The 18357-nt window shown below is 68.0% G+C and carries 22 protein-coding genes; 10 read left to right on the top strand and 12 right to left on the bottom strand.

Annotation, left to right across the window (positions count from 1 at the left end; genetic code table 11):
- The first annotated feature begins 3 nt into the window (after nt 1-3).
- Nucleotides 4-354: an adenylate cyclase gene (locus tag DBV14_RS11750; RefSeq protein ID WP_124459367.1), complete on the top strand. Its 351-nt coding sequence runs from the start codon at nt 4-6 to the stop codon at nt 352-354.
- Nucleotides 355-394: 40 nt separating this feature from the next.
- Here DBV14_RS11750 and DBV14_RS11755 read toward each other — a convergent pair whose 3' ends face one another.
- Both DBV14_RS11755 and DBV14_RS11760 read right to left on the bottom strand, forming a co-directional pair.
- On the bottom strand, nt 395-805 hold the full coding sequence (locus DBV14_RS11755) for a hypothetical protein (protein WP_260396996.1): 411 nt from the start codon (nt 803-805) through the stop codon (nt 395-397).
- Between the two features lie 28 nt (nt 806-833).
- Nucleotides 834-2054, bottom strand: a complete 1221-nt coding sequence (locus DBV14_RS11760; RefSeq protein ID WP_124459368.1) for a YbfB/YjiJ family MFS transporter — start codon at nt 2052-2054, stop codon at nt 834-836.
- Nucleotides 2055-2154: 100 nt separating this feature from the next.
- Here DBV14_RS11760 and DBV14_RS11765 point away from each other — a divergent pair, with 100 nt between their 5' ends.
- The 3 genes from DBV14_RS11765 to DBV14_RS11775 all read left to right on the top strand — a co-directional run bounded on the left by DBV14_RS11765 (nt 2155) and on the right by DBV14_RS11775 (nt 4270).
- Nucleotides 2155-3144: a LysR family transcriptional regulator gene (locus DBV14_RS11765; protein ID WP_124459369.1), complete on the top strand. Its 990-nt coding sequence runs from the start codon at nt 2155-2157 to the stop codon at nt 3142-3144.
- A 125-nt stretch (nt 3145-3269) separates the two neighbouring features.
- Nucleotides 3270-4019 (top strand): SDR family NAD(P)-dependent oxidoreductase, encoded by a 750-nt coding sequence (locus DBV14_RS11770; protein WP_124459370.1) that lies wholly within the window; start codon nt 3270-3272, stop codon nt 4017-4019.
- Nucleotides 4020-4042: 23 nt separating this feature from the next.
- Nucleotides 4043-4270, top strand: coding sequence for a 4-oxalocrotonate tautomerase family protein (locus tag DBV14_RS11775; protein WP_124459371.1), 228 nt, complete (start codon nt 4043-4045; stop codon nt 4268-4270).
- A gap of 7 nt (nt 4271-4277) precedes the next feature.
- On the opposite strand, the gene DBV14_RS11780 is transcribed toward DBV14_RS11775, so the two are convergent.
- On the bottom strand, nt 4278-5129 hold the full coding sequence (locus DBV14_RS11780; RefSeq protein ID WP_260396998.1) for an amidohydrolase family protein: 852 nt from the start codon (nt 5127-5129) through the stop codon (nt 4278-4280).
- A 120-nt stretch (nt 5130-5249) separates the two neighbouring features.
- Here DBV14_RS11780 and DBV14_RS11785 point away from each other — a divergent pair, with 120 nt between their 5' ends.
- From DBV14_RS11785 to DBV14_RS11795, 3 genes are read left to right on the top strand one after another with little or no spacing between them, the layout of a single operon-like run.
- Nucleotides 5250-5690: a PaaI family thioesterase gene (locus DBV14_RS11785; RefSeq protein ID WP_124459373.1), complete on the top strand. Its 441-nt coding sequence runs from the start codon at nt 5250-5252 to the stop codon at nt 5688-5690.
- Between the two features lie 36 nt (nt 5691-5726).
- Nucleotides 5727-6290, top strand: a complete 564-nt coding sequence (locus DBV14_RS11790; protein ID WP_124459374.1) for a hypothetical protein — start codon at nt 5727-5729, stop codon at nt 6288-6290.
- Nucleotides 6290-6793 carry a GNAT family N-acetyltransferase gene (locus DBV14_RS11795; RefSeq protein ID WP_185546000.1) on the top strand — a complete coding sequence of 168 codons (504 nt, stop codon included), beginning with the start codon at nt 6290-6292 and terminating at the stop codon, nt 6791-6793. Before DBV14_RS11790 ends, DBV14_RS11795 begins: the two co-directional genes overlap by 1 nt.
- A 7-nt stretch (nt 6794-6800) precedes the next feature.
- On the opposite strand, the gene DBV14_RS11800 is transcribed toward DBV14_RS11795, so the two are convergent.
- The 6 genes from DBV14_RS11800 to DBV14_RS11825 form a co-directional block, all read right to left on the bottom strand.
- Nucleotides 6801-7064: a hypothetical protein gene (locus tag DBV14_RS11800; RefSeq protein WP_124459375.1), complete on the bottom strand. Its 264-nt coding sequence runs from the start codon at nt 7062-7064 to the stop codon at nt 6801-6803.
- A gap of 153 nt (nt 7065-7217) precedes the next feature.
- Nucleotides 7218-7718 carry a nucleoside deaminase gene (locus DBV14_RS11805; protein ID WP_124459376.1) on the bottom strand — a complete coding sequence of 167 codons (501 nt, stop codon included), beginning with the start codon at nt 7716-7718 and terminating at the stop codon, nt 7218-7220.
- 4 nt (nt 7719-7722) lie between these two features.
- Nucleotides 7723-8985 (bottom strand): cyanate transporter, encoded by a 1263-nt coding sequence (locus DBV14_RS11810; protein WP_260396997.1) that lies wholly within the window; start codon nt 8983-8985, stop codon nt 7723-7725.
- A gap of 41 nt (nt 8986-9026) precedes the next feature.
- Nucleotides 9027-10229, bottom strand: a complete 1203-nt coding sequence (locus DBV14_RS11815; RefSeq protein ID WP_124459378.1) for an amidohydrolase family protein — start codon at nt 10227-10229, stop codon at nt 9027-9029.
- Nucleotides 10230-10263: 34 nt separating this feature from the next.
- The gene (locus DBV14_RS11820) at nt 10264-11739 is read right to left on the bottom strand and encodes a sodium:solute symporter (RefSeq protein WP_124459379.1); all 1476 of its coding nucleotides are present in this window, start codon (nt 11737-11739) and stop codon (nt 10264-10266) included.
- A complete protein-coding gene (locus DBV14_RS11825; RefSeq protein ID WP_124459380.1) occupies nt 11736-11969 on the bottom strand; it encodes a DUF3311 domain-containing protein in 234 nt (77 codons plus the stop codon). The genes DBV14_RS11820 and DBV14_RS11825 overlap by 4 nt, the downstream gene beginning before the upstream one ends.
- Nucleotides 11970-12199: 230 nt before the next feature.
- Here DBV14_RS11825 and DBV14_RS11830 point away from each other — a divergent pair, with 230 nt between their 5' ends.
- Together DBV14_RS11830 and DBV14_RS11835 are read left to right on the top strand one after the other, a co-directional pair.
- Nucleotides 12200-13012, top strand: a complete 813-nt coding sequence (locus tag DBV14_RS11830) for a GntR family transcriptional regulator (RefSeq protein WP_124459381.1) — start codon at nt 12200-12202, stop codon at nt 13010-13012.
- Nucleotides 13013-13076: 64 nt separating this feature from the next.
- Nucleotides 13077-14006, top strand: a complete 930-nt coding sequence (locus DBV14_RS11835; protein WP_185546001.1) for a DMT family transporter — start codon at nt 13077-13079, stop codon at nt 14004-14006.
- Nucleotides 14007-14030: 24 nt separating this feature from the next.
- On the opposite strand, the gene DBV14_RS11840 is transcribed toward DBV14_RS11835, so the two are convergent.
- From DBV14_RS11840 to DBV14_RS11850, 3 genes are all read right to left on the bottom strand, one after another.
- Nucleotides 14031-15038 carry a tripartite tricarboxylate transporter substrate binding protein gene (locus DBV14_RS11840; protein WP_124459382.1) on the bottom strand — a complete coding sequence of 336 codons (1008 nt, stop codon included), beginning with the start codon at nt 15036-15038 and terminating at the stop codon, nt 14031-14033.
- Nucleotides 15039-15084: 46 nt separating this feature from the next.
- Nucleotides 15085-16149, bottom strand: coding sequence for an adenosine deaminase (add, locus tag DBV14_RS11845; RefSeq protein WP_124459383.1), 1065 nt, complete (start codon nt 16147-16149; stop codon nt 15085-15087).
- A gap of 95 nt (nt 16150-16244) precedes the next feature.
- Nucleotides 16245-17192 carry a LysR family transcriptional regulator gene (locus DBV14_RS11850; protein ID WP_124459384.1) on the bottom strand — a complete coding sequence of 316 codons (948 nt, stop codon included), beginning with the start codon at nt 17190-17192 and terminating at the stop codon, nt 16245-16247.
- Nucleotides 17193-17372: 180 nt separating this feature from the next.
- Between DBV14_RS11850 and DBV14_RS11855 the strand changes: the two genes are divergently transcribed.
- Nucleotides 17373-18203: a TorF family putative porin gene (locus tag DBV14_RS11855; protein WP_124459385.1), complete on the top strand. Its 831-nt coding sequence runs from the start codon at nt 17373-17375 to the stop codon at nt 18201-18203.
- Nucleotides 18204-18357 lie beyond the last annotated feature (154 nt).

Genomic DNA, 18357 nt, shown 5'->3' on the forward strand with positions numbered 1-18357 from the left:
GCCATGAACGATGACGACGACGACAACAACAAGCCACTGCCGCCGTTCGCCGGCCGCACTTTCGAAGTGCGCTATGGCGAGACGATGACCGCGCTGAACATCTACGCGGCCGACGGCAAGACGATGCGCTACGAAGTCACGGCCGGCCCCTTCAAGGGCGCGACGGCCGAGGTGCACTACGAGGCGGAGGCGCTGGGCACTGGGCTGTATGCGCTCTCATGGCAAGAGGCCGACAAGGGCACGGTGGTGCACGTCGACGACTTCGAAGGCGGCCACTCGCGCTCGTACTACACGACGGCCGGGCACGAGTTCGTGCGCATGGCCGGCACGCTGCGCGAGGTGGTGGCGCGATGAGCCGGCCGCGCCCGCGGGTGTGCGCTGCGTCGGGCAGCGCTCAGCCGGCAGCAATCTGACGTTCCGCCTCGACGGGGGCGACAACAACGGCTGCTGCTGCGGCGGCGGCGGCTTCAACCGCGGCAGGTTGCAGCGCGGGAACCTGCGCATCGCATGCCGACTGCAACGCGATCGCGACGGCCTCGGGTGCCTCGCGCAACTCGGCGATGTCGCGCTCGCCGACGCAGTAGCCGTCGAGCCGCACGTAGACGCGCTTGAAATCGCCACCCAGCGCCTTCGCCACATCGCGCAGGCAATCAGGAAGCGTGGCAAAGCCGCGGTCCTGGTAGGAGCTGGGCGGTATCACGCCCTTGGAGCGGGGTGCGCGCACGGAGTAGGCAAAAGATGCGCCGTCTGCCCGGAGCTCCACCACGGGCTGCAGGCTGCGTTGGACTTCCCCTGTGCTTTTCATGGCCGCAGTGTAAGTGCGACACACCGGCTCACTGTGTGCGATGCAGCCTGCTCGCAACAAGGTCTGTAAGCAGTGCCAACACGATGGCGCCACCGCCCAGTGCGAAGAGCAACGCATAGTTACCACCCGAATGCCCGAGCAGCCACGACATGCCGTAGGCCGCACTGGCCTGCAACACGGCGAAGCCGGTGGTCGCGTGGCTCCAGGCGGCCTTCTGCATCGACGGGTGGTGCGCCAGCAGCTCCTGCACGCGGCCCAGCACCAGCGGCACGATGCCCGGCGTGAAGGCGCCGACCACCGCGCTTGAAACGATGAGCCCGCCATGCCCGATGAGGCCGACAGCAGGCAAAGCCAGCGCCACCGCCTGCACGGCGAAGGCAATGCGCAGCGCGGCACCGAAGCCGACGCGGTCGGCCAGGTAGCCGCTGAGCACGGGGCCGACGATGGCGCCCAGGCCGAACACCACCCAGTACTGCGCACCGACCGCAAGGCCCTGCCCGAGCCCGCGCGCCACGAAGTCGACGAGAAAGATCATGTGCGGCACAAGGCACACCGCGTTCAGCGCATACGAGAGGGTCAGCGCACGCAAAGCGCCCCTGGCGACGGGCGGGCGCGCTGCGGCGGTGTGCGCTTGGCTGGCAGGCTGGGCCGGTGCCGAGGCGGGCCAGTTGTGCCACGCCACGACGGTGAGCAGCAACGCGAGCGCGGCCAGCCCGATCCACGTGGCCGCCAACCCCTGGCGCAGCAGCAGCGGCACCAGCGTGCCCGATGCCGCAATGCCGAGGCCGATGCCCGCGAAGATCATTCCGCTCGCAAGCCCGCGCTGCTGGGGCGGCACGTGCGCCAGCACGGCAGGGGCGGCCAGCACCATCAGCGCGCCGCCGGAAATGCCGGAGACGATGCGCCAGCCGAAGAACCACGCAAAGTCGATGGGCCACGCGCAGGCGAGCAGCGAAACGGCCGTGGCCAGCATCATGGCGCGAAGCACCGCGCGGCCCGGCCAGCGCGCCGACATGGGCCCGCCGATCAAGGCGCCGATCAGGTAGCCCACGAGATTGGCCGCGCCGAGGTAAGTCGCGGCGGAGGCGCTGAACCAGTGCGCATCGATGATGGCCGGCAGCAGCGGCGTGTAGGCGAAGCGGGCCAGGCCGAGCCCGACGAGCGTGGCGCAGAAGCCCGCAAGAATCGCGCGCCACGGTGGCGCGGGGGCAGCCACCCTGGCGGCGGCGATGCGTGGGGCGGCGGACATCGGGGGTCTCCGGCGAATCGATGATCCGATGCTATGGATTGCCGCGTTGCGAGTGAATCCCTATGCTTGGGCATTCAGTATTTCGGAACAAGGAAGAATCGTGGACCGCATCGACGCCATGAAGGTCTTTGTCGCGGCGCTGGCCGAAGGCAGCCTGGCCGGGGCGGGCCGCAAACTGGGCAAGTCGCCCGCCGCGGTAAGCCGCGCCATCGCGTTCCTCGAAACGCACGTGGGCACCGAGCTACTGCACCGCACGACGCGCTCCATACGGCTGAGCGAGGCGGGCGAGCGCTATGCGGTCGCGTGCCGTCGCATCCTCACCGACCTTGAAGAAGCCGACATGGCGGCCGCGGGCGAACGCTCGGCACCGCGCGGCCGCCTGACGGTCACGGCGGCGGTCGCGGTCGGCGAGAGCCTGCTGAGGCCGATCCTCGACGAGTTCATGAACGCGCACCCGACGGTGTCGGTGCGCCTGCACCTGCTCGACCGGCCGGCCAACCTGATCGACGAAGGCATCGACGTGGCGTTGCGCATTGCCCACCTGCCCGACTCGACGCTGGTGGCGCTGCCCGTGGGCGAGGTGCGCCGCGTGACCACGGCGTCGCCGCGCTACCTGGCGCGGCACCCGCGCATCACGCAGCCGTCGGACATTGCAGAGCACCAGGTGGTGGCCATGACGCATTTCGGCATCGACTCGTGGAGCTTTCCGCAACAGAGCGGCGCTGCTGCGGGTTCTTCGGGCTCGGCGATGCCGCGCACGGTGCAGTTCGCGCCGCGCTTCATCGTCAACAGCCTGCGCGCGGCGGTGGCGTCGGCGGTCGAAGGGCGCGGCGTGCTGCGTTCGTTCTCGTACCACGTGGCGGACGAGGTGGCCGATGGGCGGCTGCGCATCATCCTGCCCGATGACGAGATCGCGCCGCTGCCGGTGCACCTGGTGGTGCCGCATGGGCGGCTGTCGGTGCCGAAGGTGCGGGCCTTCGTCGACTTTGCGCTGCCGAAGTTGCGCGCGGGTTTCGCGCAGTGGTGCGAGGTGTGCACATCCCGGAGCAAGCCGGCATCCAAGGCAACGCCCAAGCCCAAGAGAAGCTGATTCGCTCGAACTGAGGAAGAGTGTTCGCCGTATCGCGGCTATTCACTCTTCGGCCGGTCGAATCCAAACTTCCTTCCACGACGGCGCCGCATGTTGCGGCCCGATGAACCGGAAGGAAATGGACCATGACTGTGCAGAAACCCATCGGCGGCAAGACCGCCATCGTGACCGGCGCCAGCAGCGGCATCGGCTTTGCCATTGCGCGCCGCCTGCTGGCCGAAGGCTGGAACGTGGTCGGCAACGCGCGCAACGACGCGCGGCTGCTCGACGCCGCGCGCCAGCTCGGCGCCGGCGACCGCTTCAGCGGCGTGGCCGGCGACATTGCCGACCCGCGCACCGCGCAGGCGCTGGTCGACCATGCGGTGGCGCGCTTCGGCGCCGTCGATGCGCTGGTCAACAACGCGGGCGTGTTCCTGCCCAAGCCCTTCGTGGCGTTCACGCCCGAAGAAATCGAAGAGCAGATTGCGATCAACGTGAAGGGCACCATCTTCGCGTCGCAGGCAGCGGCGCGTCAGATGGTGGCGCGCGGCTCGGGCGCCATCGTGAACATCACGGCGTCGATCGCGCTGCAGCCGCGCAGCAATGTGCCGGCCTTCATGGCGGTGCTGCTCAAGGGCGGACTCAACGCGGCCACGCGCGCGCTGGCGCTCGAACTGGCGCCGCACGGCGTGCGCGTGAACGCGGTGGCGCCCGGCATCATCGACAGCCCGATGCACCCTGCCGAATCGCATGCGTTCCTGAAGACGTTGCAGCCCACCGGCCGCCTGGGCACGGTCGATGAAATCGCCGATGCGGTGCTCTACCTGGTGAACGCGGGCTTCACCAGCGGCGCGGTGCTGGCGGTCGACGGCGCCGCGGCGGCCGGCAACTTCTGAACCCCAGGCGCAAGGAGAACACCATGCCTTACGTCAACGTTCGCATCACCCGCGACGGCGTCACGCGCGAGCAGAAAGCCACCGTCATCGCGGAGATCACCGACACGCTGCAGCGCGTGCTCGGCAAGAAGCCGGAGCTCACGCACGTGGTGATCGACGAGATCGACACCGACAACTGGGGCTTTGCCGGCGAGACGACCACCGTGGTCCGCGCACGGGAAAGCGCGAGGCGGAACGACGCAGACCGGTAGCCCCCGTTCAGCGCATGCCGAACAGCGCAGCGGCATTGCCCCAGGCAATGCGCTGCGCCACGTCGGACGGCAGGTCGCCGAGCCACGTGCGGTAGCCGCGCATGATGTCGTCGTAGGCGCTCCAGCGCTGGTTGACCCAGGTGTCGGAGCCGACCATGAAGCGCTCCGGGTACTTGAGGATGAGCGCGCGCCACTCGGGGCACAGCGAGCCGCCGTCGCAGGTCAGCCCCGGCCGGTAAGAGAGTTCGCCCATCAGCAGCGGGTAGCGCTCCAGCAGCGCCTGCACCCGCCCGATGGGCGCGCCGCCGATGCCGGTGTGGGCCCAGATGAGGCGCAGGCTTTGGCCCTTCGATGGCGCGTTGGCCATCAGCAGGTCGATGGCCACGTCGTCGACGTGCGCCAGCACCGCGAGCTTCTGCCGCTCGGCCAGCGCAATCAGTTTCTTCGCCACCGGTCCGTTGGCATTGGCGCTGTCGTACAGGTGAAATTCCCCCAGCCCGCGGTACGGCCCGCTCGGCGTGCCGCGCGCCAGTTCGGCCAGCACCATGTCGTGGATGGTCTCGTCGCGGAACCAGTTGCTGTAGTCGTCGCGGTTGCGGTACAGGCGCACGAAGGGCACCACCGTCACGCCCGCCGCGCGGGTCTCGCGTGACGCGGCCAGCGTCTGCGTGCCCGCGTTGGGCCGTGAATTGGCAACGATCGCCTTGACGCCATTGCGCTGCATGCGCGCGAGCGCTTCGGCCGGCGGGTACGGCCCGGTGTTGCCGTCCCACGCTTCCTGGTTGTAGTGCAGGTGCGTGTCGAACAGCGGGCCGTCGTAGGCGGGCTTCTGCGTGGACTGCCCATGCGCCAGCGGCATCACCAGCGCCGAGGCGGCCAGGAGCAAGGCTGCGGTGGTCGGCGCGAAGGCTTTCATGGGGTCCCCGGGGTGGTAGAAACCTGATTATCCCGAGCCTCAACGAGCCAGCCAATCCTTCTTATGCCAACGCCGACGACGAACGACACCCACACGCGCATCGCAAACAGCTTCGATGCGCAGGGCCTGATGAAAACCCTGGGCGCAACGATCGCGCTGGTGGCAGATGGCGAGGTTCATATCGAGCTGCCGTTTTCGACAGCGCTGTCGCAACAGCTCGGGTACGTGCACGCAGGCGCGATCACCAGCGTGGTCGACAGTGCATGCGGCTATGCGGCGCTGACGAAAGCGCCGGCGGATTTCGAAGTGGTCACGGCGGAATTCAAGATCAACTTCGTGCGGCCGGCCATCGGCGAACGCTTTCTGGCCATCGGGCGGGTGCAGAGCGCGGGCAAGCTGCTTGCGGTGTGCACGGGGGAAGTGCGGGCGTTTTCCTTGGCAGGCGGTGAGGACTACAAGGTGGTCGCGTTGATGCAGGCCACGGTGGTGAATGTGCGGCGGTAGCGCGAACCCGCAGATCAATCAACAAGGGCGAAGCCGATGCAGCTGCAACTCGATCACGTCATGTTCCCGGTCTACTTCAACAACGCCTTTCTCGATGTTGTCGAAGAAACATGGCGCGGCTACGGCACCGGCAAAGTGTTCACCCAGCCGCAGAACGCGGCGTTCAAAGGGGTGTATCTGCAAGGCAAGCGTTTCTATGTCGAGCATTTGTCGACGGTGCAGTTCGAGCCGTACTGGTCGAACACGCTCTATGTGGTGCTGCCGAAAAGCCTTTGGTCGCACTACGCCGAGCCGGACCTTCTGACGGAGCACTTTCTCGTGCCGAAATTCGGGTGCGGCTTTTCGTTGGTGAGCCCGGAGTTTCCGCATCTGCATTCACAGATCGCGGAGGGTGAGAGCTACGACGGGCTGACGGTGTTGATCTCCGCGGCACTGGCGTCCACGTTGCAGACGCTCGCGGGAAAGACGTGGACGCTGCCTCCCCACATCAAGGTTCACGACAAGCTTCATCATGCGCACGACATGGCGGTCATCGATGAAAACGCGAAGCTGGTAGCGCCGCTGTACCAAGCCAACCCGGTCTTGCGGGAGTTTTTCTGATGACGCTGCGCGTTCAACTGGTCGATGAAACACAGCACGAATCGCTGACCGAACTGCTGTGCGAACTGCACGCGTTCTACAACGAAGGCGCGGTCGCCTCGCGCGATGCGGTGCGCGAACACCTGCGCCTGAATCTCCTGGCGCCTGAGTCGTCGCAACGGCTGGTCGTGGCTTCGGGCGACGACGGCGCGGTGGTCGGGCTGGCCGCCATCTCGCTGGTCTATTCGCTGGTCGATTTCGCGCCCGACACGCGCAGGCATTGCCAGTTGAAGGAGCTCTATGTGCGCTCGGCTGCCAGGAGCCATGGCGCCGGCAAGGCGCTCATGGCGTGGGTGGCACGGTATTCCCTCGAGCACGGTTGCCACCGCATCGACTGGCCCGTGAAGGCATCGAACGACAGGGGCATCGCCTTCTACGAAGGCCTTGGTGCGAAGAGAGTTGTCGAGCGCCTCGGCTACAGGCTCAGCGAGCCGCAGATCAGCCAGCTCGCTTTCGATCGCTAAGCCAGTTTCAGCCCGCATCCTTCAATGCCTGCTTGGCCTTCTGCGCCGAGCTCTTCGCGCGGTTCTTGTGATAACCCGACTTGACGTTGTTGACCGCCTTGCCGACCGGGCCGCTCTTCTTGGCCTTGCTGTCGGCCTGCTTCTCGTCGATCTTGTGCTGCGCGGCATCGGTCGCATCGGATGCGGCCTTGCCCAGCTGGGCGTAGGCGGTGCCAGTGCCGGCTGCGAGCAGCGTGAGCGAAGTGGCGAGTGCGATCAGGGTCTTGTTCATCGGGTGTTCCTCCAAGTATTGAAAAGTTGACCCCGATGGTTGCACCGCTTGCGTCATGCCCGTGTCAGCCGCGACCGCAGAAAGCGTGGGTGCCGGCGCCGACAGCGAACAAGCGGGCGCGGCGGCTGAACAGCCGCCAGTCGCTTCATTTCATCAAGCAGCGCGGCGCGTCGCGGCCCAGTCCGAAAGAATCTGCACGGCATCGCCGGCCAGCTTCTGCTCGGCGGGCAGGCTGCGTTGCCCGAACGGCGCGCCCGCCTCGATGCGCAGCGCCTCCACGTCGATGGGGTGCCGCGCCGCCACGGTCACGCCCTTGAACGCTTCACCCGACTGCGCGAGCGACGCCGCGTAGTACAGCCTGGCGATGCCCGCGATGTGCATGGCCGCCGCGCACATGGCGCAGGGCTCGCACGACGTGTAGAGCTCGCAGCCCGACAGATTGACGGTGCCCAGCTTGCGGCAGGCATCGCGAATGGCCTCGACCTCGCCGTGCGAGGTCGGGTCGTGGTGGGCCACCGAATGGTTGAAGCCTTCGCCGACGATCACGCCGTCCTTGACGACGACAGCGCCGAAGGGCTCGGTGCCGGGCACCCGCAGCGCCTGGGCGGACAGCGCGAGCGCGCGCTGCATGAATTCCTGCTTGTATGTGGACATGAGGTCAAACCTTTCTTGCGTTGTCTAGAACGGAAGGCACGGCGGTTGAGGGCACGGCGCGCGGCGAATCGAACAGGCCGGCGGTCACCACGGCGTAGCGGCGCGGATCGAAGCGCAGCATCAGCGGCAACAGCACGACGACCACGGCGGCAAGGTAGGCCCACGCGTGCGTGAAGCCGCCCGTCTGCTCGCGCACCCAACCGGTAACGAAAGGCGCGAGCGCCGCGATCATGAAGCCGAAGCCTTGCATGAAGCCCGCCAGCGCGCCGGCCTGCGCCGGGTCGGGCAGGTGGTCGAGCGCCAGCACCATGCACAGCGCGAAGGCGCCGCCAAGGCCGAAGCCGAGCACGATCGCCACGCCGGCGGCGGACACGGGCAGCGCGAACATCAGTGCCGCAAAGCCGGCAAGCTGCGCGACCAGCGTGAGAGCGAGCCACGGCCGCAGGTCGCGGCCAAAGCTGCGCGCCAACGCGGGCATGGCGAGCGCGGCGACGACCTGCGCGGCCGTCATCAGTGCGAGCACGGAGCCGCCTTCTTGCGCGGTCCACCCCTGCTGCGCGTAGAAGTGCGGCAGCCACGCGACGAGGCTGGTGTAGCCGCCATTGATGAGGCCGAAGCACACGGCCAGCAGCCATGCGCGCGGGCTGCGAAAGCAGCGCAGCCACGAGAGGTTCTGGCGCGGCGCGGTGTTTGCTGCCGATGTCTTGCCGTCTGGAACTTCACGCCGCAAACCCAGCCACGACAGCAGCGCCACCGCGGCCAGCACGGCCCACATCGCCAGGCCCGCATGCCAGTCGGCCTGCGCGCCGCCCAGCGCGTGCGCGACCCACGGGCTGGCCATGGCGCCGAGTCCGCCGCCGCCCATGATGGCGGCCGAGTACAGCCCCGTCATCACGCCGATGCGCGCGGGGTAGGCCTGCTTGACGACGCCCGGCATCAGCGCCTGCACCAGCCCGACGCCGGCGCCCGCGAGCGCGGCGCTCCACAGCAAGGCCGCCGCGCCGCCCGCCACATAGCGGCTGGCGCAAGCGAAGCCGATGGCGCCGAGGCCGAGCGCGATGCCGCCACGCGCGCCGATGCGTTGCCCCACGGCCGCGCCGCACAAGGACATCGCGCCCATCGCGAACATGGGCAGCACGGTGAGCAGCGCCACCGCATGAAAGCCGATGCCCGTCGCCTGCCGGATGGGCTCGAGCAAGGGGCTGCTCGACGTGAGAAAGGCGCGCAGGTTCAGCGCGACGAGCACGATCACGAAAGCGAAGGCCACGCCGCCTTCAGCACGGCGGGGGTGGCCGCGCACCGCCGCCGTCACAAGGCGGCCACGTCGGCCTGCAGCAGGCCCTGGCGCGCCACGATGCGGCCGCCCGCCACCACCAACTGGCGCACGGGCCGCGAGACCACGGCCTGCGCGGGCGTTTGCGCATCGACCAGCACCAGGTCGGCGCGGCAGCCGACGTCGAGCCCGTAGGCCTCGAAGCCGCAGCCGCGCGCGCCGGCATGCGTGACGGTGTCGAGCGCCACTTCGATCTCGTCGTCGCGGCGCAGGTTGTAGCGCATGCCGATGAGCATGGCGCGCTCGAGCATGTCGGGGTTGCCGTACGGCGACCAGGTGTCGCGGATGCCGTCGTTGCCGCCGAGCACGGTCACGCCGGCCTGCCGGCAGGCCATGAGCGGCGGCACGGTGCGCGAAGGCGGCGCGCTGGTGATGAGCACCATGCCCAGCTTCGCCATGCGCGCGAGCAATGCGTCGCGCTCGCGCTCGGTCACGTCGCCCAAGCAGAAGCCGTGGCTGATGGCGACCTTGCCGTGCAGCCCCAGCGCCTCGGTGCGCTCCAGGATCAGGCCGAGCGAAAACGCGCCCATGGCGCCGGGCTCGTGCAGGTGAATGTCGACGGGGCAGCCGTACTTGCCGGCAATGGCGAACAGCATGTCGAGCGAGCGCACCGGGTCGCCGTCGATGGCGCAGGGGTCGAGCCCGCCCAGCACGTCGGCGCCCTGCGCCATGGCATCGTGCAGCAGGTCGAAGGTGCCCGGCCGCACCAGCAAGCCCGACTGGGGAAACGCGACGATCTGAATCTGCTGCACGTCGCGCAGCGCCTCGCGCGTGCGCACGGTGCCTTCGAGGTGGCGCAGGCCGGCCTGCGTGTCGACATCGACGTGCGTGCGCAGGCGCGTGGTGCCGAGCGCCAGGAAGGCCTTGGCCAGCACCAGCGATTGCGCGGCGGCGTCGTGCCCGCTCGTGTGGCGGAAGGCGCGCTCGTTCTCGATCTTGTCGATGAGGTTCACACCGACTTCATTGCGGTACCAGTCCATGCCCCACATCGTCTTGTCGAGGTGGGTGTGGCCTTCGACCAGGCCGGGCAGCAGCAAGGCGCCGCGGCCGTCTTCCACCGCGGCATCGGCCGGTGCCGGCAGCGCGGCGCCCACGGCGGCGATGCGGCCGTCTTGCACGAGCACGTCGACCGGGGAGGCGCCCATGGGGCGCACGTTGCGAATCAGGAGCGAAGGCATCGGGAAAATCCGTTCGTTGAAGTGGGGCATCGCATCAGGCGGGCTGCGCCGAAACACCGCGCGGCACGATGCGCGGCGTGAACAGCGCCACCACCACGAACACCAGCGCATTGGTCGCCAGCGCCACCAGCCCGATGTTGAGCGACTTGAAGACCATCGGTGCGGCCGGGAACAGCGTACCCAGGTTGGAACTGGTGGTCATCATGAAGGCCAGCACCGCGCCGCCCGCGAGGATGCCCGCGAAGGCCGCATGCTTGTTGCCGAAGGGCTTCCTCATGAGGCTGAACAGCAGCGAAGGCAGCAGTTGCGTGAGCAGGCTCGACGCGAAGATGGCGACCGACACGATGGTCGCGCCGCCGCGCAGCACGAAGTACACCGCCACCAGCGCGAACACCGGCAGCACGCCGCGCGCCACGCGCGACACCTGCTTGTCGGTGGCGTTGTGGGCAAAGCCTTCCTTGTAGACGTTCTTGCCGATCACGGTGGAGGCGGTCAGCAGGATCATCGAGCCCGGCACCAGCGCGGTGAGCACGCCCGTGCCGCCGATGACGCCGACGAACCACGGATCGAAGGTGTGCTTGACCAGCCCGAACAGCGCCAGGTCGACCTCGGCGCCCTTCAGGCCCGGCACCTGCAGGATGGCCGCGAAGCCGACCAGGAACAGGAAGGCGATGACCACCTGGTACAGCGGCATCAGGATGGTGTTGCGCCGCACCGCGCTGGCGCTCTTGGCCGCATACACCGACGTGAGGTTGAACGGGTACAGGTAGTAGCCCAGCGCCGTGAGCAGGATGGTCGAGTTGTACCAGGTGAGGTTGAGCCCTTCCTTCGGGAACTCGAAGAACGTGGGGTTGGCCGCGTGGATGGCCGAGAACATGGGCGTGACGCCGCCGTAGTAGTGCCACGGCAGGTAGATGCCGAGGAACACGGCCAGCACCAGGATCAGCACGTCTTTCACGATGGCGATGCTGGCCGAGCCGTGGATGCCCGAGAACAGGATGTACGACACCATGACCACGGTGCCGATCCAGATGGCGACCGGCGGCGCGATGGAGCCGTACGACGCTTCGGACACGATGATGCCGAGCCCGCGCAGCTGGATGGTGAGCAGCGCCACCATGCCCATGAGCGCGACCACCGACACCAGCACGCCGAGCGGGCGGCTGTTGTACTTGTGGGCGAAGAAGTCCGAGAACGACACCAGCTTGTGCGCGGTGGCGTAGCGCCAGATGGCCGGCAGCATCCAGAAGGCCATGAGGTACGCCAGCCCGCCGTAGGCCAGGATGTAGAAGGCTGGCGAGCCCTTGCTGTAAGACCAGCCGCTGGCGCCCAGGAAGGTGAAGGTGGAGAACGATTCGCCCGCCATCAGCAGGAACACCATGATGGCGCCCAGCCCGCGCCCGCCGAGCGCCCATTGCTCCAGGCTCATGGTGCGGCCGCGGCGCGCCAGCACCGCGAGGCCCAGCGCGCCGACGACGAACAGCGCGATCACGCCCAGCGCGGCGTTCATCGCGCGCCTCCGGTGGTGGTGGCGGCAGCAGCTGCAGCGTCGGCGGCATCGAGGTCGCCTTCGGCGCGGTCGATGACCACCATGATCAGCGAGGTCAGCACCAGCCAGCTGACGTTCCACACCATCAGGAAGGGCATGCCGAGCACGAAAGTGGGCGCAATGGCCGAGAGCCACCCACCACTGAAGAAAGCGGCGACCGGCAGCGCGGCCAGCCATTTGACGGATTTCATCGGGAGCCTCGATTTCAGTTTGGGTTGAAATTACGTTAATTTTGGTTAACCATACACATTTATTTTGGTTAACCAAACGGCGCGAATGGTACGGAGCCGGCCGGGTTGCGTCAATCCGGGGGCTTTCCCCTAGACCCCACGGCTCGACAGGCCACGACGGGGCGCAGGCAATAATCCAGACGCCCCACGGCCCCGAAAGCGCCCTACTGCATCGCTCGCACTGCCCGCCCATGCCCTCCGCCACACGCCGCTCCACCGCCACCGCCCCCACCGCCAAGCCCGCTGCCGCCGTCGAGGAACAGGACGACGCCAACGTGGACGAGCGCGTGTACGCGGCGGTGTCGAAGGCGCTGCTGAGCGGCAAGCTGCGCCCCGGCACGCCGCTGCGCGAACGCGCGCTGGCCGAGGCGCTGGGCTGCACGCGCGGCGCGGTGCGCAAGGCACTGGCGCGGCTGGGCTCCGAAAAGCGGCTGGACCTGGAACACAACCGGGGCGCCTTCGTGCCCAACCCGTCCATCGACGACATGCGCGGCATCTACCGCGCGCGCCGCATCGTCGAGGCCGGGCTCATCACCACGCTGTTTGGCCAGCTCGCGCGCGACCAGGTGGCCGCGCTGCGCAAACACGTGCAGGCGGAGCAGAAGGCGTTCAAGGAAGGCCGCCGCGAAGATGCGATTCGCCTGGCCGGCGACTTTCACCTGCTGCTGGCGCAGATGGCGGGCAGCGACGAACTGCTGTCGTACATCCGGCGGCTGATTTCGAACACCGAGCTGTACAAGGCGCTCTACGACTCGGCCGAGGCCGCGAGCTGTGCGCCGCGCGAGCACGAACAGATCATCGAAGCGCTGGTGGGCAAGTCGCTGGCCACCGCGCTGGCGGTGGCGCTGGAGCATCTCGACGAGCTGGAGCAGCGCGTGATCGCGGGCGCGGCAGCCGAGCAGGAAGTCGATCTGGCGAGCCTGCTGAACGGCGGCGCCGGCAAGCCGCGTGCGGGTGGGCACTCGCACGGACCGCACGGCGCGCACGATCCTCACGACCACTGAGCGCATCCACGCTTCGCTCCAGCCCGAAGTGTGAGGGGCCCGGTCTCGCGATGATCGGCGCACCATGCACACCCCCACCCCGCTCGCCACGGCAGGCAAGGCCGCTCCCCACGCCGCTTTCGAATGGGCCCTGCTCGCGGTGCTCGCCACCTGCTGGGGCGCCTCGTACACCTTCATCAAGATCGGCGTCGCGACCATTCCACCGGTCACGCTGATCGCGGCGCGCACGCTCGTTGCCGGCCTGCTGCTGCTCGCCGTGCTGCGCATGCGCGGCGTGAAGCTGCCGACCGAGCCCGCCATGTGGCGCCGCTTCCTGCTGCAGGCCTGCCTGAACAGCGTGCTGCCGTTCACGCTCATCGCGTGGGCCGAGCGCAGCGTCGACGCGGGGCTGGCGACCATCCTCAACTCGACCTCGCCGATCTTCATCTTCCTGCTGGGCCTGGGGCTTGGGCTCGGCGGTGCCGAGAAGCCCACGCTGCGCCGCCTGTTCGGCGTGGGCGCGGGCCTGGCCGGCATCTGCCTGATCGTCGGCTTCGAGGCGCTGAACGGGCTCGGGCATTCGCTGCTCGCGCAACTGGGGCTGGTGGCAGCGGCCGTCTGCTACGGCTGCGCCGCGATGTTCGGCCGCGTGTTCAAGGGGCTCGACCCGATGGTGCCGGCCGCCGGCTCGCTGCTGAGCGGCGCGGCGATGCTGCTGCCCGCGAGCCTCGTGGTCGACAGGCCGTGGACGCTGGCGCCCTCGGCCGCTTCGATGGGTGCGGTGTTGGCGCTGGCGGTGCTGTCGACCGCCCTCGCCTTCACCATCTACTTTCGCCTCATCAAGACGCTGGGGCCGATGTCGACCGCCGCGCAGGCCTACCTGCGCGTGCCCATCGGCGTGACGATCGGCGTGGTGTTCCTGGGAGAGACACTGGCGCCGACCGCGTGGATGGGGTTGGCGTGCGTGGTGGCGGGGGTGGTCGCGATGACGATGCCGGCGCGTCCGCCACGCTGAACCGCTCGGGCCGTACTCCGGGCTCTATTCGGCCTTGATATTCCCCTTGGCGACGATCGCGCCGAACTTGCTTTCTTCGTTCTTGAGGAACGCCGCGAACTCCTTCGGCCCGGCACCGATCGGCGTGACGCCGCCGTCCTCGAAGTTCTTCCGCACGCCGGGGTTCGCCAGCACCTGGCCCAGCGCGGTATTGAGCTGCTCGACGATCTGCGGCGGCGTGCCCTTGGGCACGAAGATGCCCTGCCACACCGACACGTTCGCACCGCGCCAGGCCGGCACGCCGGCCAGCGGTGGCGCCTCGGGCATGGCCGGGGACGGCTTGTCCGACATCACGCCGTACACGCGCATCTTTCCGGCACGTGCCTGTTGCATGACCATGGACAAGGGCAGCACGGCCAGGTCCAGCTGGTTGCCGCTGAGATCGTTCACGATCTGCATGCCGGTGCGATAGGGCACGTGGGCCATGTCGATGCCGCCTTGCTGCTTGAGCAGTTCGCCACCCAGGTGCAGCGAGGTTCCCACGCCGGAACTCGCATAGCTGAACTTGCCGGGCGCCGACTTCAGCTCGGCATAGAGCGCCTCGCTGGTCTTCGCCTGCATGGCCGGCTTGCCCACCAGCGCCAGGGGCTGCGAACCCAGCAAGGTCACGGGCATCAGGTCGGCCAGCCCGTCGTAGCGAACGGTGGACGGCGTGACCATCTTCGCGATGACGATGGTGCTTTCCACCGACAGCAGCAGCGTGTAGCCGTCAGGCTTGGCGCGCACCGCTTTCTCCGTGCCGATGACGCCGCCGGCGCCGGAGACGTTCTCGATGACCACCGGCTGCCCGAGCCGCGTGGACAGCTCGGGGCCGATCCACCGCGCCATCACGTCCACGTTGCCACCGGCGCCGTAAGGCACGATCAGCGTGATGGCACGGGCGGGCCATGCGCCTTCGGCCATGCCGGGTGGCGCCACTCCCGCGAGGGCGGCGAATGCGAGTGCCGCGAGCCATTGGCGGCGGTGGGTTCGTACGGCAGTTGCGGGTTGCATTGCGGCTCCTTGCTTTCGGGTGGTGGTGTGGGGGTTCAGGCGAAGGTCATTGCGCCGCGGGCTGCGTGCTTTCGAGCTGGGCAATCTCGCTCTCGAACCGGGCGCGCAAGGCCTTCTTGGCCGAATCGTCGAGCCAGCACGCGTCCACGCCCGCCAGGCTGAAGGCACGCGCCTGCGCCCACCCCCAGCCGCAGCCTTCGAGCACGGTGGCGTAGGAGTGCGAGAGGTCGGTGTGGAACATCGCGGGGTCGTCGGTGTTGAGGGTGACGGGCAGGCCCGCTTCGACCATGCGCTTCACGCCTTCGATGCGCTGGCGCTGGCGCCTCACCACGCTCGTGACCCCGCACACGCAGAAGTACACGCCGCGATCGCGCGCGCGGCGCAACCCGTCTTCGCTGGCGAGCAGGTTGTAGCCGTGGTCCAGCCGGTCGCAGCCCAGGTGCTCGATGCACGCGTCGACATTGGAAGGCGGTGCCTCTTCCAGCGTCTGGTTGTCCTCGCACACATGGGCCGTGCGGCGCAAGCCGGCGCGCCCGGCGCGCTGGAAGAGCGCCGCGAAACTGGCGGGAGGGCCCTCGCGCTCGGGCCCGTCCAGGCCCACGCCGACCACGAGGTCCGAGCGCAGGCCGACGATGTCGTCCATGGCGCGCTCCGCACTGTCGAGCGGCAGGCCGCGGTCGAAGGAAGCGATCAGCAGGCCGGAGCAGCCGAAGTCGCGTTGAGCGGCACGCAGCCCTGCGGTCAGTCCCTCGACCTGCACCCGGTAGGGAACGGCGGTGGGCATGAAGTACTGCGGGTTGAAGGACATCTCGACATGGCGCGCGTTGCTGCTGCGCGCCGCGTCCTCCACGGCTTCGTAGGCCACGCATTCGAAGTCGGCGCTGGTGCGCACGGCCTGCGCGGCGATGCGCAGCACGTCGATGAAGTCGTAGAAGTCGCGGTAGGTGTACAGCGTCTCGACGGGCCGGGGCAGGGGCAGGTCGTACTTGCGCGCAAGCCGCGCGAGCGTGGCCGGGCGTAGGGTGCCGGCCATGTGGAAATGCAGGTCGACCTTGGGAAGGCGGGCCAGCAGGTCCGGCGGGACAGGGGCGGATGCAACAGCGTAGGACATGGGCAACAGTGGCGGATGGAATGTGTGCCGCCACCTTATCCACGCCCGCCACCGGCGCCCAGCGCTGCGATGTGCAGCAGGTTATGACGCCGCTGTCATGACCTGGGACGGTGCGCCAGTTCGCGCGCGGCGGCGATCAGCTCGCCACGCATCCAGCTCATGGCCTGGTTCTTGTGCGTGCGCTCGTGCCACACCAGCCGGAAGCGGTGCGGCTTGATCCTGGCGGGGAACGGCACGATCGCGAGCGGGTACTGTTCGGCGAAGTCTTCGGCCAGCAGCCGGCCGGTGGAGAAGATGAGGTCGGAGCGCGCCAGGATGGCGGGCGCCATGCCCAGGAACTGGGTACGCATCGTCGTGTGCACCGACACGCCCAGCTCCGCGAGCTGCGCGTCGAGGATCGTGCCCTGTCCGGGAACGTGCTCCAGCGAAGACAGGTGCCGCGCGCGCCGGTAGTCGTCGAGCGTCATCGGTCCGCGCGCCAGCGGGTGGTCGTGCCGCATCAGGCACACCATCGGCTCGGTCAGCAGGCTGGCCGCGCGCAGGTGGCCCGGCAGTTCGGGCCAGATGGTGATGACCATGTCGACCTCGCCATCCGCGAGCTGGCGGTAGTGTTCGAAGCGCGAGCCCAGGCCACGCACGACCACGTCGCACTCGGGCGCCTGCCGCGCCACCCGTTCGACGACGTCCGCGAAGAAGCGCCGCGGCAGGAAGTCGTAAGTCGCGATGCGAAAACTCTGCCGAAGCTCGGCGGGCTCGACGGGCTTGGCTTCCGAGGTAAGCAGCGACATGTCGGCCAGGATCCGGCGGGTGGGCGCAACCAGGGCCTGCGCCCTTTCGGTGAGCACCATCCGATTGCCGATGCGGATGAGCAGCTCGTCGCCAGTCAACTGGCGCAGCACCTTGAGGTGGCGGCTCAGCGCCGACTGCGCCACGCCCAGCTTCGCTGCCGCCTGCGAGACGCTGGCCTCGGCCAACAGCGCATGCAGCGAGCGCAGCAGCGATTCATCCAGCCGACGGTCATGTTCACCAATTTCGAGGGACACGGTGTTCTTGCGAAAAGAGGGGTGATCCGCGGTGCGATGGCGCGGGCGCGTTCGATTCTGCCTTCAAGCCGTGGTGCGCGGCGAGTCAAAACTTTTGCGCCGCAGCCTTCATTTTTTACGCGGCTTTTAGACCCGTCCTTCTACGCTGCCGGCTCCTCCATTCGTTAGCGATTTCTTTCGATGAAACACCTTCTTCGCATCGCCCTGCCGATGCTCGTTCTTCCCACCCTCGCCGCGGTGCCGATGCTCGCGAGCGCGCAGCTCACGGGCAACGTGGCACTGACCAGCAACTACAAGTTCCGCGGGCAAGACCAGGACATGCTGGGCAAGAACGACTACGCCAAGACCAAGGGCTTCAAGCCCGCCATCCAGGGCGGCTTCGACTACGCCTTTGGCGAGAGCGGCTTCTACGTGGGCAACTGGAACTCCAGCGTGAACTGGCTCAAGGGCAACAGCATCGAGAGCGACATCTACGGCGGCTACAAGTTCAAGGCCGGTCCGCTCGACATGGACGTGGGTGCGCTGACGTACATCTACCCGGGCAATTCGCTGGGCAACACGACGGAGCTGTACGGCAGCGCGGGCTACACCGACGAGACCATCGGCACGTTCACGCTGAAGTATTCGCACACGGTGTCGAAGGACTATTTCGGCTACGCAGGCAACAAGAACGGCTCGGGCCTGAAGGGCACGAACACGGGCTACCTGAACCTGGCCTACAGCAAGGAGATCGTTCCGAAGCTGACGCTGAAGGCAGCGGTGGGCTACACGAACATGTCGAGCGACATCCGCAGCCTGGGCTACAAGAGCTATGTGGACTACAACGTAGGCGCGTCGTACGACTTCGGCAACGGCCTGTCGTTGGCGGGCTCGGTGCAGGGGGCGAACAAGCAGAGTTCGTACCTGTCGGTGAGCAACCCGGGGTATGACCTGGGCTTCGGTACGTTTGGCAAGCAGACCTACTCGCCCAACAAGGCCCGGTTCATCGTCACGTTGACGAAGACGCTGTAACGCGCTGCTGTTCGGGTCATTCAGGGCGACGCCCACGCCGACGGTGTGCTCTGCTCCGCGAATGTCCCCCGCTTCGCTCCTCCTTTATTTCGCTGCGCAGAGCACACCATCCGCGTGAGCGTCATCAGAGTGGTCGTTGATCAGCGGTACACCA

It is taken from the genome of Variovorax sp. KBW07, from assembly GCF_003852515.1.
In the GTDB taxonomy this organism is placed as follows: Bacteria; Pseudomonadota; Gammaproteobacteria; order Burkholderiales; family Burkholderiaceae_C; genus Variovorax.